14 protein-coding genes are annotated in these 14,901 nt (G+C 30.6%); 3 read left to right on the top strand and 11 right to left on the bottom strand.

Annotated elements, in window-relative coordinates; translation table 11 throughout:
• The first annotated feature begins 69 nt into the window (after positions 1-69).
• Positions 70-1,857 (top strand): NADPH-dependent assimilatory sulfite reductase hemoprotein subunit, encoded by a 1,788-nt coding sequence (locus tag EU91_RS04885; RefSeq protein ID WP_032524299.1) that lies wholly within the window; start codon positions 70-72, stop codon positions 1,855-1,857.
• A gap of 3 nt (positions 1,858-1,860) precedes the next feature.
• Here EU91_RS04885 and EU91_RS04890 read toward each other — a convergent pair whose 3' ends face one another.
• The 11 genes from EU91_RS04890 to EU91_RS04935 all read right to left on the bottom strand — a co-directional run bounded on the left by EU91_RS04890 (position 1,861) and on the right by EU91_RS04935 (position 12,397).
• Complete coding sequence (locus EU91_RS04890; protein ID WP_032524298.1) at positions 1,861-2,544, bottom strand: M15 family metallopeptidase; 684 nt, start codon at positions 2,542-2,544, stop codon at positions 1,861-1,863.
• Between the two features lie 57 nt (positions 2,545-2,601).
• Positions 2,602-5,058 (bottom strand): ATP-dependent DNA helicase RecG, encoded by a 2,457-nt coding sequence (gene recG / locus EU91_RS04895; RefSeq protein ID WP_032524297.1) that lies wholly within the window; start codon positions 5,056-5,058, stop codon positions 2,602-2,604.
• A 22-nt stretch (positions 5,059-5,080) separates the two neighbouring features.
• Positions 5,081-6,154: an adenylate cyclase gene (locus EU91_RS04900; RefSeq protein ID WP_241433930.1), complete on the bottom strand. Its 1,074-nt coding sequence runs from the start codon at positions 6,152-6,154 to the stop codon at positions 5,081-5,083.
• A 13-nt stretch (positions 6,155-6,167) separates the two neighbouring features.
• The gene (gene tsf, locus EU91_RS04905) at positions 6,168-6,824 is read right to left on the bottom strand and encodes a translation elongation factor Ts (RefSeq protein ID WP_032524295.1); all 657 of its coding nucleotides are present in this window, start codon (positions 6,822-6,824) and stop codon (positions 6,168-6,170) included.
• A 44-nt stretch (positions 6,825-6,868) separates the two neighbouring features.
• A complete protein-coding gene (gene rpsB, locus EU91_RS04910; protein ID WP_011818259.1) occupies positions 6,869-7,573 on the bottom strand; it encodes a 30S ribosomal protein S2 in 705 nt (234 codons plus the stop codon).
• Positions 7,574-7,702: 129 nt separating this feature from the next.
• Positions 7,703-8,614, bottom strand: a complete 912-nt coding sequence (locus tag EU91_RS04915; protein ID WP_032524294.1) for a glycosyltransferase family 2 protein — start codon at positions 8,612-8,614, stop codon at positions 7,703-7,705.
• A gap of 61 nt (positions 8,615-8,675) precedes the next feature.
• Positions 8,676-8,825, bottom strand: coding sequence for a hypothetical protein (locus EU91_RS09175; RefSeq protein ID WP_011376314.1), 150 nt, complete (start codon positions 8,823-8,825; stop codon positions 8,676-8,678).
• A gap of 18 nt (positions 8,826-8,843) precedes the next feature.
• Entirely contained in the window at positions 8,844-9,572 is a 729-nt protein-coding gene (locus EU91_RS04920) for a DevA family ABC transporter ATP-binding protein (protein WP_032524293.1), read from the bottom strand.
• 13 nt (positions 9,573-9,585) lie between these two features.
• On the bottom strand, positions 9,586-10,758 hold the full coding sequence (gene devC, locus EU91_RS04925; protein WP_032524292.1) for an ABC transporter permease DevC: 1,173 nt from the start codon (positions 10,756-10,758) through the stop codon (positions 9,586-9,588).
• Positions 10,758-11,672 carry an HlyD family efflux transporter periplasmic adaptor subunit gene (locus EU91_RS04930; protein ID WP_032524291.1) on the bottom strand — a complete coding sequence of 305 codons (915 nt, stop codon included), beginning with the start codon at positions 11,670-11,672 and terminating at the stop codon, positions 10,758-10,760. The genes devC and EU91_RS04930 overlap by 1 nt, the downstream gene beginning before the upstream one ends.
• The gene (locus tag EU91_RS04935; protein ID WP_032524290.1) at positions 11,672-12,397 is read right to left on the bottom strand and encodes a phycocyanobilin:ferredoxin oxidoreductase; all 726 of its coding nucleotides are present in this window, start codon (positions 12,395-12,397) and stop codon (positions 11,672-11,674) included. Before EU91_RS04935 ends, EU91_RS04930 begins: the two co-directional genes overlap by 1 nt.
• A 41-nt stretch (positions 12,398-12,438) precedes the next feature.
• Here EU91_RS04935 and EU91_RS04940 point away from each other — a divergent pair, with 41 nt between their 5' ends.
• Both EU91_RS04940 and EU91_RS04945 read left to right on the top strand, forming a co-directional pair.
• Positions 12,439-13,689, top strand: coding sequence for a M16 family metallopeptidase (locus EU91_RS04940; protein WP_032524289.1), 1,251 nt, complete (start codon positions 12,439-12,441; stop codon positions 13,687-13,689).
• A complete protein-coding gene (locus EU91_RS04945) occupies positions 13,683-14,900 on the top strand; it encodes a M16 family metallopeptidase (protein ID WP_032524288.1) in 1,218 nt (405 codons plus the stop codon). Before EU91_RS04940 ends, EU91_RS04945 begins: the two co-directional genes overlap by 7 nt.
• Position 14,901 lies beyond the last annotated feature (1 nt).

Here is a 14,901-nt window from a genome sequence, read left to right as displayed (position 1 = left end):
CTTACTATAATTTACTACCAGTTAAATAAGCTTTTCGCTAATGTATAAAAAGAGATATGTTTTGGTCCTTTGATCAAGGTTGAGAAAGTAAAAAAGAAAAAAGATTCTGCAAATGAAGAGACTGTTTGTTTAGCAAATGGACTAGAAGTCTCTAAATTTGAAAATTTTAAAAAAAGCAGTCAATTTCTTAAGGAACCACTTGCTACAGAATTAGTCAATGAAAGTGATCATTTTACAAATGATGCGGTTCAGTTATTAAAATTTCATGGTAGTTATCAACAAGATAACAGGGAAAATAGAAGGCCGGGCAAAAGTAAAGATTGGCAAATGATGCTTAGGTTAAGAAATCCTGGCGGTGAAGTCCCTGGGAAATTATTTTTAGCATTAGATGAATTATCTGACAAATTAGGTAATGGAACACTTAGGGCCACTACAAGACAAGCCTTTCAAATGCATGGAATCAGAAAAGAGAACCTAAAGGAAGTAATTCAAACAATAGTAAATTCAATGGGCTCCACATTAGCTGCATGTGGAGACATTAATAGAAATGTTATGGCCCCTGCGGCTCCGTTTGATTCGCCAGACTATAATATTGCAAGAGCATTGGCAAAAAGAGTTGCAGATCTTCTCACCCCAATGGCTGGCCAAGGCACTTTTTTAGAGCTTTGGGCTGATGGAGATTTAGAGTACACCATAAAGCCTGATAAAGATATTGAAGCAATTAGGAAGCTCCAATTCAAAGATAATGTTTTTAGTGGAATAAAAGATGAGCCTCTTTATGGTTCAACTTATCTACCGAGAAAATTCAAATGTGCCGTGACAGTTCCTGGGGACAATTCTGTAGATCTTCTTACCAATGACATAGGAATAGTTGCCTTTACTTCTAAAGATGGAAACTTAGAAGGATGCAACTTCTATGTTGGAGGTGGTATGGGTCGCACACATAATAATGAGGAGACCTTTGCTAGAATTGCAGATCCGCTTGGATATGTTGAAGAACCTGATGTTTATGAATTAATACAAAGCATTGTGGCTATTCAAAGGGATTATGGTGATAGAAAATCAAGAAAAAATTCGAGAATGAAATATCTTCTTCATAGAAAAGGTATTAAATGGTTCAAAAAGATACTCGCTGATAAGTATTTCAAAAAAGAAATTAAAAAAATTAGAAAAGAACCTGATAAGGTTCTTATTGATTACCTAGGTTGGCATAAACAAAATAAAACCTCCCATTTCGTAGGTTTACCATTATTATCAGGAAGATTATCTGGAGAGAAGAAGAATACCATCACAAGTATTGTTAAAAAATATAATTTAGATTTAAGACTCACACCTAATCAAGATATTTTACTTTGTAATATCCTCAATAAAAACAAAGGTGAAATTCAAAAATCTCTATCAAAAATTGGATACGAAAATTTAGAAAATATTAATGAAATACAAAGACACGCTTTAGCTTGTCCTGCTTTACCACTTTGTGGTCTTGCAATGACTGAAGCTGAAAGAATATTGCCAGATGTACTAAAAAGGATTGAAAATTTACTACTAGATCTAAAAATACAAAAAACAATATTATTTAGGATGACAGGATGTCCGAATGGATGTACCAGGCCTTACATGGCCGAATTAGCACTTGTTGGAAGTGGGCAAAACAAATACCAATTATGGTTGGGGGGAAGCAAAAATCTACAAAGGCTTGCTAAACCTTTTTTACAAAGAATGGAACTTAACGATTTAGAAAAAACTCTTCAACCATTATTTGATCATTGGAAAAAAAGTTCGGATTTAGATTTTGGAGATTTTATAAATACCCAAGATGAAAGTTCAATTTTAAATTTACTTAATGAGATTCAATAGAATTTAAATTTTTCCATAAATGGCATTTTCTTTTTTATTTTTCCAAGCCCATAATTGATCACCATAACTAAAATGCCACCATTCATTTGGATGTTGAGCAAAACCAAATTTAGTCATAATTTCACTTAAAAAATTTCTTCTATTATTCCAAATAATTGCTTCTTCATTCTTTATGTTTGCATAAAAATAAGGATTCGAGGTCTCATCCATTTGATCAACCGTGCTTCCCATTTCAATAATATTTCCGTCTTTATCTGATAAACAAACATCCAGTGCACCCCCTGTTGAATGAGGAGGAGGACACATAGAGTCATAAGAAGGATATGCCCAAAATTTTTCAACTTTTTTTAAAATAGATGGGTAAGACTTTATATTTTCATAAGAAGCAACAATATCGGATTTTTTACACTCTAATAAAAATGCTCTTTTAAACATAAATTCCTGGACCTCTAAGGGTCGCCAAGTATCATAAATTAAGAGGTAAAAACTACTCTTTGATATCAAATAATCATTTACTTTTACTAATCTATTTACGACCTCCTCTCTTAATTTCCAAATAGAAGTTTTATCTTTATAAGGTGCTCCTAAATGATAGTAAGGGTGAGGATCTAAAAATTTAAAGTAGCTAGGTATAGCTATTAATTTATCTCCATTATCTTTAATTGGTATGTTATTCCAAATTTTCAATTGAAATTTGCAATTGATTTATGGTGGCATATATATCAAAAATTACAATGATAATTTTCAATTCAAGAAATCATGAATGAATTTATTTTCAGAATTATCAATAAGTATATTTCTTAAAACAATATTTTTTTTTAAATCAGGATCATCACTAATAATCTTAATAGCCTCTTCACGCGCCTTATCAATAAGAAATTTATTGTTAGGTAAATTGTCCAGTACAAAATCAGGCAATCCGGATTGTTTATATCCTAAAATCTGTCCTGGTCCTCTAAGCTCCAAATCTTTTTCAGCAATATAAAAGCCATCATTAGATTTTTGCAAAACACAAAGTCGTTTATTTTCTAATCCATTTTTATCGGATGTTACAAGATAACAAAAAGATTTTGTTGATCCTCTACCAACTCTCCCCCTTAATTGATGTAGCTGGGACAATCCAAATCTGTCCGAATTATAAATAATCATAATTGTGGCGTTAGGCACATCAATACCAACCTCAATTACAGTGGTTGAAACCAATATATTAATTTCATTCTTTAAAAAAGAATTAATCACCTCATTCTTTTCTTGTGAACTTAATTTGCCATGTAATAATCCAACTTTTTTGTTAAAAAAGATCTCTTCTGATAAATGTTTGAATATTTTCTTTGCGGAGCTTAAATTCATTTTTTCTGAATCTTCTATAAGTGGCAAAATCACATAAGCTTGCTTTCCCTTATTGATCTCATCTTCAACAATTTTGAACAACTTAGTTAAATCATCTTCTGAAATTATTTTTGTTGTAATAGGAACTCTCCCAGGAGGGAGTTCTTTAATTTGACTCACATCTAAATCACCATAAATGGAAAGCGCAAGAGTTCTTGGAATTGGTGTTGCTGTCATTGATAACAAGTTAGTATTTTCTCCTTTATTTAGTAATCTATTTCTTTGAGTAACTCCAAATCTATGTTGTTCATCAATTACGACCATCCCTAATGAATTAAAGATGACTTTATCCTCAAATAATGCATGAGTACCTACGAGGATATCAACTAATCCATTGTTCAAATTAGAGAAAATTTCTTTTCTCTTTTTTTGAGGAGTATTCCCAGTAAGTAGTTCAACAGAAACTAATAGAGGATTCAAATATTTTAATAGATTTTTATAATGTTGTTCTGCCAATACCTCAGTTGGGACCATAAATGCTCCTTGCAGGTTTTTTTCAATGACAAGTAAAAGAGAAGCTATTGCAATTATGGTTTTACCGCTTCCCACATCTCCCTGAAGCAATCTAGACATTGGTACAGGATTAGATAAATCTTTCTTAATTTCATTTAAAACATTTTCTTGAGATTTTGTTAATTCAAAAGGAAAAGTATTTAAAAATTCTTTTAATAAAGATTTCTTTTGAGGTAATTGTTGGGAAGTTACATTTTTGTTGATCTTTCTTTTTCTAAGAAGGAACTTTATTTGCAGTAGGAATAACTCATCAAAAACCAAACGTTTTTTTGACTCAATAAGTGCTTCTTTAGTTGGTGGGAAATGAATATTAATCAACGACTCTCCTTTTGATAATAAAGATAATGAATCAAGTTGCTTTTTATTTAAAATTTCTGGATATTGCTTTGCATAAATTAGTACCTTTTTCATAAGTTTTATAAAACTCATATTTGATAGAGCTTCACCTAATGAATACAAGGGTAATATTTTGCCTGAGAAATTAAAATTATCATTGTTATCCTTAAGAATTTCAATCTGCGGATCTACAAAAGTTTTACCATACTCAGTCAATTTAACCTTGCCGGAAATTGCTAATTTGGTTCCAGGAATATACAAAGATTTTTGAGATGTGAAGAAGGAGTAAGATCTAAATCTTCTTCCTAAAAAAAATTTTGTTACCTTTATTGAAGACGTTTCATCAGAAACTACAATATTCATTATTGATAAATTACTATTTTTTTTACTCTTATGAATATAAAATCTTTTTACGTTTGCGATGCACGTGTATAAATTCTCTGGTTTTAAATTTATTATCTTGACTCTATTCGTATAGTCTAGATATGTTCGTGGGAAATAATTAATTAGATCTTTTATATGAAATATCCCTAATTCATTAAGCTTATTTTTATAAACTTTTCCTACATTTTTTATTAATGAAATATCTGAATCAAAAGACAAACTTGAATCAGCTTTATTCAGAAAAACATTATTATTAATATTATTGGAACTTTTTATTTCTAGAGTTTTCCCTAGTTTATAAAGATTTTTTCTTGTATCTATAATTAACCTTTTTCTTTGATTTTTATCTAATTTATTATATTCATTATATTTTTTAGAAAAATCATAAAATATTCTTAAATATTCGTCTGAGAGATTTAGATTATCTAGTTTTTTTAATGATTCATGCAAATAATCATTAAAATATTTTTCTCTTCCTAAAGTATTAATAAATTTATTTTCAGTTTCAATAGTAAGAGATTTTTGAAGAGGTCTTATCCAATCTTTAATTAATTTATTATTATTCTCGCTAATAGTCACATTTGAAAAAAGAGTTATTTTTTCAACGTATTTTATTCAAAGTTATTTCTTTTTGCCTCCAATATGTCTCTTTTTTAATCAAACGCTGAAATTGATTTTTTAGCTCATTTATTTTGTTCCTTTGAATAGAAAGATTTAAATTTTTAAACTCTAACTCAACAGTAGATATATTGAAGAAAATAATGCTTGGCAAATTATTGCCGATTAATGATGACCGATTTAAGTTTAATTCGAAATTAATAACAAAAGGATATGGATGTTTTATCATAAAATTTTTGCCTACTAAGTAATCAAAGGTATCTTTAGTTATCATCTTTTTAATTAGATTTGCCTTGAATAATTCTTGATTAACATTATATGAGAGATTCAATAGTAAATTTTCCAATGACTTATCTATTAAATCAAAATCATTAAAAATCTGATTTTTTGGTAAATTATCCATTTGATTGATATTTTCTTTTTCTTGATATCTTGGTTTTTCCACCTTTTCTTCTCCTATTAATTCAAGTAAGGAGGAAATAAATTGTTTTTCAACTCCTAAATTTTCAAAAATATTTTTTTTTAATAAATAATTATTATTTTGGTTATTATCTAAATTAAGTGACACTAATCTCTCATAATTATGAACTTGATAATATTCAGAAGTATTTGATAAGTCTTCAGTAATCTCGAACTGAATTTGTTCTTTTAATTGATAACCATCATATTGAAATTTTTCTTTTTGATCATCCCTTATTTTTGTGGAACTATCAAAAATAGTTAAATTAATTTCCTTATTTATATTTTTTTCAATTTCATTTATCTTTAATTGTTCTACTGTTAAAAAGGGTAAATTCGTCAATATTAATTTACTTATTTTTTTTTCAAAAAGGCTAAAAAATTCATTTTCATTCAAGAAATTATCATTAATTGTTGGATAATTACATATTTGATTGAGGCCTTTTTCTACAGAGATAAAAAGTAGATCTCTTACGAGATTAAGATAAATTTCATATTCCCTATAGATATTTCTAGTTAATATTCTTTTTTGTATCTCTGCTCTCTCTAATTGAGAATTAATTTTATCTAAATCTATGTAATTATTAAAATTATTCAAATCATTCAAGTGACTAGTTTGTTTGCATTGATGCGACTTCTTCCGCAAAGTCCACCTGATTTTTTTCGATGCCTTCACCCAATGTATATCTTGTAAAGCGTCTTACTTTGATATTTTCCCCAATTTTTGCAGCTGCTTGTTTAACAAGATCCTCAACTGTTAGAGAACTATCTTTAATGTATGGTTGTGAAAGCAAAACAAGCTCATTAAGTCTTTTTGCTATTCTCCCTTCAACTATTTTTTCTTTAATTTGTTCTGGTTTTCCAGATAAATCATCCCTACCCATTTCAATCTGCTTTTCTTTTTCCACAACATCTCCAGGTATTTCATCAATTGATACATACTCAACATTTGGGCATGCTGCTACTTGCATTGAGACATCCTTCAACAGAGATTGGAATATATCACCTCTAGCAACGAAATCGGTTTCACAATTTAACTCTAGTAAAACTCCGACTCTTGACCCAGTATGAATATAACTACCAATTGATCCTTCAGCCGCTACTCTTCCCGATTTCTTTTCGGCACTAGCTATGCCTTTCTTTCTTAACCATTCCAAAGCTTTATCTAGATTCCCTTCAGTTTCGTTAAGTGCTTTTTTGCAGTCCATCATTCCTGCGCCAGTTTTGTCTCTAAGATCTTTTACAAGTTTTGCTGTAATGTTTCCCATTTGAAGTAATAAAAAATAGTGAATAGTAAGTTTTAAATTAGAATTTAATTTTTTCTTTCGGCATTAGAGCCCTTTCTACCCTCATTTATGGCATCTGCAAGTCTTCCTAAAATAAGTTGCACAGATCTAACGGCATCATCGTTACAAGGAATTGGAACTTCACACAAATCAGGATCACAATTTGTATCCAACATTGATACGAGTGAGATATCTAATTTTCTAGCTTCTAATACTGCATTAGATTCTCTTCTCTGATCAACCAATACAACTACATCTGGTAACCTTCTCATACCCTTAAGTCCACCTAAGTATTTTTGTAATCTTTCAAGTTCTCTCCTTAATACTGCAGCTTCTTTTTTAGGCCTCATTGCTATTGAACCACTGCTTTCCATTCTTTCTAGATCCTTTAATCTTTCAATCCTAGCTTTCATTGTTGTCCAATTAGTCAACATACCTCCAAGCCATCTTTGATTTACATATGCAGCTCCACAGCGGGTAGCTTCTTGAGCTACAACATCTGATGCTTGTTTTTTTGTACCAACAAATAGGAAACGTTTACCGCTTTTTGCTGCGTTTCTAGTCCATTTATAAGCATTGTTCATACACAATGCTGTTTTTACAAGATCAATAATATGAACTCCGTTTCTCGCACAATATATATACTTAGACATCTTCGGGTTCCAACGTCTAGTTTGATGCCCAAAATGAGCACCAGCTTCCATCATTTCTGATAGTGATACAACAGCCATAATTTTAAAAGGGTTTCGGGTTAGCCTCCATCCGACGGGGAATTAATATTAATAATTCACCCGAAACTGTCAGATGTGTGAAATTTACTTAAAATATTTTAGCAAGTGATGTGTATTTCTAAAAGTTTTTTATCTTGATTTGGTTAACTCTTTAATGTATATCATATTTAGAGGGATCCTAAGTATCTCAAGTGCAAGTCTATTTCTTCTTGTATTTACTAGGAATCTTAATAAAGGAAGAATTCTATCAACACTGATTAGTCCTCCCAAGCAAAGAATTTGCCAAAGTAAATTATGGAGAGGAGTTAATTGAATCATAAATCTAACCCTCAAATTTGGGTGTTTCTTATAAAATACTAAAGCCATTTTTGCTCTCTCTTTTTCTTGAGTTATTAATGAATCTATTTGTTCGCAATTAAATGGAGGATGCCAATGAAAACCTACGGCATTTGGGCATTTAATTAATTTTGTCCCAATTTTTTTTAATCTTTCTCCAAGTTCTAAATCCTCCCAACCGTAAAGACTAAAAGAAGTATCAAATAATCCCACACTTAAAATCAATTCTTTTGATATAGCTACATTCCCAGTAGCAAAGTATGCAAAAGAAGTGTCCATTATTTTATGTTTTTCAATCTGAGGATTTAGAAAATTAGATGTATTGACTACCGAGCCATAGGTAAAACATTTTTTATCATTTTTTCTCCAAGAGTCAAGTAATTTTTCTACGTGGCAATTTATAAAGTTGTCTAAAACAATAAGATCACTATCAATGAATATAATAATTTCATATTTTGATTTAATTACTCCCAGATTTCTTCCAAGTGCAGGCCCACCATGTTCTTGCTGGAATAGAATAACGTGTGGGAGATTAGCTTTGTTTTTATTTATCCATGAGGTTGTCCCATCAGTTGATCCATCATCAACTACTATTACTTCATAATTACTGATATTTGTATTTAATTTTTGATTCTCAAGCGCAAACAGACATTTCTCTAATATAGGTAACCTATTGTAAGTCGGTATAACAATACTTACATTCATGATTATGTCTTAAATATGCATGATATATTAATCTCCAAAAGATAAAAATAGAATATATTCCCTAATCAGCTGCACCGCCATTATTTGCTGTGCCTGTAACGTTTCCACCATCAGGTCTTCCATCAGTTCTTAATTTCCTTTTTTTGAATTTTCTAGCATAGGCTCTATTTCGTTCCTGCTTTTCTTTTTTTAGATTCCTTCTCTTAGACATAAAATTTTTAACTTTTAATTATATTAGCTCACTATGAGCACCATATATTTTACCATCTTCCATATTTAATATCCTATCAGCCATATCAGAAATTCTTGGATCATGCGTCACCATAAGTACAGAACAATTTTGTTCTTTTGCTAGTTTCCTTAAAAGGGTTACTATTTCTCTCCCTGTGACACTATCTAAAGCTGAAGTGGGCTCATCAGCTAATAAAAGTTTTGGATTAGCAGATAAAGCTCGAGCAATTGCTACTCTCTGTTTCTGCCCACCAGATAAGTCATTTGGCAACTTTTTATGGTGTTCTTCTAATCCTACTGCTGACAACCAATTCCGTGCTATTTCACGTCTTTGCAAATATGTTAAACCTTTTATTAAATCGGCGCCCATCTGGACATTTTGTTCTGCTGTTAAACATCTCAGAAGATTGTGACCTTGAAAAATCATTCCAATACTTCTTCTAAGAATCTGACGAGTTTTCCTTGAAGCTCCATTTAACTGATTATTTAAAACAGTTAAATCTCCACTTTGACAGGTTCTCAAGGCACCAATTAATGTTAAAAGAGTCGTTTTACCACATCCAGAAGGTCCTTTCAAAAGAACCAACTCTCCTTTATCAATATTTAAATTAACGTCATTAAGAACTTGTTTTTTATTCTCATTTTTTCCATAAAAGTGACTCAAATTATTTATTGAGACTGTTTTAAGGTTTTTAACATTATTTTTTAATTTATTAGCTTTAACCATTTATCTTCAATTGTTAAAAAATTTCGGCAGGATCAGCGTCAACTAATTTACGCATCGCAACAGCAGCGGACCCCATACACATAACTAAAACTAATACGAAAATTAAAATAGTTTTGTCTGCGTCCATTATTATTGGGAGTTTAGTAGAACTTCTTATAACTGAGTAAAGTATTTGACCAGAGAAATAAGCAGGTAAATAACCAAACAATGCCAACAAAAACCCCTCTCTAGCTACAACAAAGAAAAGGGACTTAAGTCTATACCCCATTGCCAATAAGGTGGCATACTCTGGGAGGTGATCTGTAACGTCACTATAAAGAATTTGATAAACAACCACACACCCTACAACGAAACCCATCAATGCCCCCAAACTAAATATAAAACCTATTGCAGTACTATTTTTCCAATAATTCTTCTCAAATTCTATAAATTGATTTTTTGTAAGAACCCTAACATCATTTGGGAGTGAGTTATTTAATATCCTTGAAATCAATTCAGGATCAGATCCTTTTTTTAGCTTTACCAAACCAATTTCAATACTTCCAGTAGGATTAGCGGGAAAAAGTCTTAAAAAGGTTTCTCGACTAGTTATCAAATTACCATCTGCGCCAAAAGATGGTCCCAACTCCACAAGGCCCTCAACAATTACTCTTTTACCAGCAACCTCAGTCTCAACTTTTTTTTCAGATAAGAACCATTCTTCAATCGGTCCAAATTCAGGTCTAGATAGTTTGTCAAAAAGAACTCTTGATGGATTTCTCAATTTATAAGCTTTCTTTGAGAATCCCTCATCTAAAAGAAGTGAATCGGAGGGATTAAAACCTAATGCAAGTATTGATCTAGTTTTAAGATTTTCGGGATTTCTCCATAGTAAATAATTTAGATTAACGGGAGCAGTTTTTTCAACATCTTCAACTGCGAGAGATTGAATTAACCTTCTTTTTGGGAATCCACTCATGCTTATAGAACTTTTTGATCTGGGACTTATCAAAACAAGATCGGCATCTAGAAGTTTATGAATAGTTACGCTCGTGTCAAACAAACCATCTCTAAAACCTAATTGCATAAACATCAAAATCCCTGCAAAACTTATTCCAGCTATGGCAACTGCTAGCCTTAATGGCTGCCTAGTTAATAACAACCAAGCTAATGGTATTTTTCTAAATTTTAAAAAAGAAAAACTCATTAGGGAATAAATTTTGCGATCACTTTCATTCCTGCATAGTTTTGAACGATATCTATAGAATCTTGATCTAGTTTTACTAGTACCTCAATAATTCGCGAATCAGCATCCCCTGTTGGATCAGTCGATAAAACTTTTCTTTGTTTTACTTGAGGGCTAATCCTAATCACCTTTCCCTTAAGAATTTTTTGGAACCCCCCATTCTCACTGCTTAATTCAACATTCTGAGAGATAAAGACTCTATCGATATCAGATTCATAAACCTCTATCAAAGCTTCCATTTTTTGACTAGAACCAATATCCAAAATCCCCTCATTCTGAGGTCTCTCACCAACTCTTGTATTTATTCCAAGGATAAAACCATCAATTGGACTCCTTAGTTTTGAATTAAAGAGGTCTATCTTAATATTTTTTTGATCTCCGATAAGATTTATTTTCTGTTTTTGCAATTTTAATAATTCATCTTTTCTCTGTGAAAACTCAACAAAAGAATATACATCTTCGCTCAAAGCTAACTCATACCGTTGAATTTGATCTTTCTTTAGGATAATTTCTTCGTTAATAGTATTAATTAGATTTTCATTTCTTTCAAGATCAGCAATTAATTTTGCTTCATTTTCAAAGATTGCCAGAATATCACCTTTTTTTACAAAATCTCCTTCAGTTACTAAAATTTCGACAATTCGAGGAGAAGAGCCAAACTGACTTATTGGAGCGGCCAATTGTCTAATCTCTCCCGAAGGTGAAAGTTGACCTAGTGCAGCAACAGCTGTAATGGGAGGTATGAAATCTGAAGTTGTTTCCTCTTTAAATTTTGAACTAGATTTATTATTTCCAGAACAGGAAATTACCCCAAGAGATATTGGTGCAAATAATAATAAATAAATAAATACATTTTTTAATATTTTTAATTTCATTAAAAATCGAAGAGAACTGTTTTTATATAGTTATTGACCCATTTTTCATCAAAATATTTTAGAAGCACCATACTAGTCTTTTCATTTTTCATTTGTTGAACACAATAATTTTTTTGAAAATCTATTCTCTCTTGGATAATTTCCTCATTAAACTCAGGTTTAGCTTTCTTACTTAATTTGATCAAAATAGAGAGGTATTGATCCACAACCCTACAAAAATTATTTTTTTCAGATTTACTTTGTAAGGAAGCAAAAAATACATTATTAGAAAAAATCCCCCCCCATTTAGGAATCTTTCTCAAAGAGGTAAAAGAACTTTTATCAACTTCAGAAAGAAATTTTTCGTATTTCAAACCTTGGTTTTGTGATGCCGGGGATAAATCAACAATGGCAGCAGAAACATTATCATTTATTTTTACCAAATCCATCCCAAATATTGGAATGTCAAACTTTGGATCAGGGAAAAAGACGCAGTGTAATATCTTAAGATTCTTTGAAAATTCTGCTACTTCAATATGTAACTTTCTAAATCCTTTTGCTTTATGAAATTCATTTTCAATATAGAGTTCTCTGCCTATTTCGTTAGATATTATATTAGTTAGTTTTGGATCAATTTTTATACTCTGAAGGTCCTCAAGCATGCATCTATGCTCTCTAATATTTTGTAATAACTCCAAAATAAGAGGGTCAGTTAATTTTGTTTTAGTTAAAGATTCAGACAACAAGGCTAAAAAGTACCAAAATAGAATTTAAAGAGGGAACTGAAATGAACGTAGGAGAAGTTAACTATTACACCCATTCAAGCAAAACTAGATGTGTGTTTGTGGATAATAAAGAATTGCCGCTTATAAGCATTGATATTTGGTGCAAAGCAGGTTCTTCATTTGAGGATGTTGATAAAAACGGCACTGCTCATTTCCTAGAACATATGATTTTTAAAGGATCTAACAAAATAATGCCAGGTGAGTTTGACCATAAAATTGAATCACTAGGCGGATTAAGTAACGCTTCAACAGGTTATGATGATGTACATTACCATGTCTTAGTTCCACCCAATAACTTTAGAGAATCACTTGGTCTTTTGACAAATATTGTCGTTGCTCCAGATTTTAATCCTGATGAATTTATTAAAGAAAAAGGGGTAGTTATTGATGAAATTAAACAACAAAATGATCAGCCTGAAGAAAAATTATTTAATTATTTTTTGAAAAGGGTTTGGTTAAGTCCGAATTATGCCAATTCCATTCTTGGAACTGAACGAAGTATAAAAAACCTAGACATAAATGACCTGGTGGAATTTCATAGCAAACATTACACTACCGGAAAAATTTGTATTGCAATTGCTGGGAATCTCTCTAAGGAAATCTACAAAATTTTTGAAAAAAGTGATTTATCTGGCATAAGAAAAAGACCAAATTTAATAAATCAAAAAAATGAACCTAGTTTAAAAATTAGAAATGGTAGAGAGTCGGTTAAGTTTGATAATTTAGAGTTTTCAAGAATATTTATGGCTTGGTTTATTCCAAACCTAAATGATCAAAAAAATATTATTGGACTAGAGATATTAGCATCAATACTCTCTGTTGGAAGAAACAGCAGATTAGTTAAAATTTTAAAAGAAGATAGTAATCTTGTTGAATCGGTATATGTAGATGTAAATGCTGGAGAATTAGGCGGATTATTTATAATGGAGGCAAGTTGTGAGTCCAAAGATATAGATATAGTAGAAAAGCAAATTAATAAAACAATAGATGAGATCTCAAATTGTAAAGCTTTGACTTTGGATGAAATAAAAAAAGCAATAAATATTGTGAAAAGTAATTATTTCTTTAATTTAGAGACATCTACACAACTCTCTTCATTCTTTGGAAATGAACTTCTTTGGGGAAGAAAATCTTCAATCAATAATTTAGAGAGTCATTTAAAATATTGGAATGACTTGGATAACTTCAAAGAGATCACAGAATATATCCGTGGAGAAAAATTCACTTTAGTTGCATCCCCTGGTAAATGTTAAAAAAATATTTTTTAAATAATAAAAAAAGGAATTTTTCAACTGCTTCAATTTGGATTAAAGGAGGCAGTGATATGGATAATGTTGGCAAAAAAGGTATTAACAAAATCCTCAGTTCATTACTTACAAGAGGATGTGAGGGTTTTAATAATTTCACTCTTTCGGAGTATATTGAGTCCAATGGAGCAGAATTAAATCAAGAAATATTTGAAGATGGTATTTCAATAAGCATTAAATCCCTAAATGAACATTTCAGTAAATTGTTCCCTTTATTAGATTTAATAATTAATAAACCAACTCTCTTAGAAATTGAATTTCAAAAAGTAAAAAAATCCTCTATTGATTCTCTTAAAAAAGATAAAGAGAATCCATTTAATATCTGTTTTGAAAACTGGAGAAGAATTGTTTACTCAAATCATCCTTATGCCTTTAATACAAATGGTAATGCAAATGATGTCTCAAAGATTACCTATGATGATGTTTTGCTTGAGTTTAAAAATTTCAAAATTCGAGATAAGTATTTAATTTCAAATAATCCCGAAATTAATGGAGAAAATTTTGGAACATTAGAAAAAAAAACCTTTGAAGAAAAATCAGGGAGTGTAAATCATAACTTAAGTCCCATGAATAGATTTGTTTCTATCAATAATGATTCAAATCAAACAATAATAATGATTGGAGATCAAACTTGCTCGCGAAGAAGTAGTGAATATTTGCCTCTCAAGGTTTTGGAGTCATATCTATCCTATGGAATGAGCGCCGCTTTATTTAAACTTTTTAGAGAAAAACATGGTATCACTTACGATTTAGGTGTTCATTATCCTATCAGAAGTGGAAATGCCCCATTTTTAATTTATTTATCAGTATCCAATAAACATGCCCTTTTTGCTTTTGAACTTTTATCAACACTTTGGAAAAATTTACTTTTTAATCCTTTGACCGATTCTGAAATATTTTTAGCAAAAGAAAAACTAAAAGGTTCTTTTCTATTAGGAAATCAATCATTAGATGAAATTTTGCAGAGAAAGATACAAATAATTAGTTATGGCATTTCACCAATTTCTGAGATCGATTTAGCTTCAAAAATAAATGAAATTTCTTCCTTAGATATTCTTAAATTGTTTAATAAGTATTTTCCAAAACCTTTTTTAAGTATTTCTGGCGGTGAAAAAATATGTTTTGAAATTTCTAATATATGGAAGAAAAACTTTTAAG

The sequence above is a fragment of the Prochlorococcus marinus str. GP2 genome (assembly GCF_000759885.1).
Taxonomy (GTDB): Bacteria; Cyanobacteriota; Cyanobacteriia; order PCC-6307; family Cyanobiaceae; genus Prochlorococcus_A; species Prochlorococcus_A marinus_J.
The sequence above is the reverse complement of the archived record's forward strand: the minus strand, read 5'-3'. Positions and strand labels throughout refer to the sequence as shown.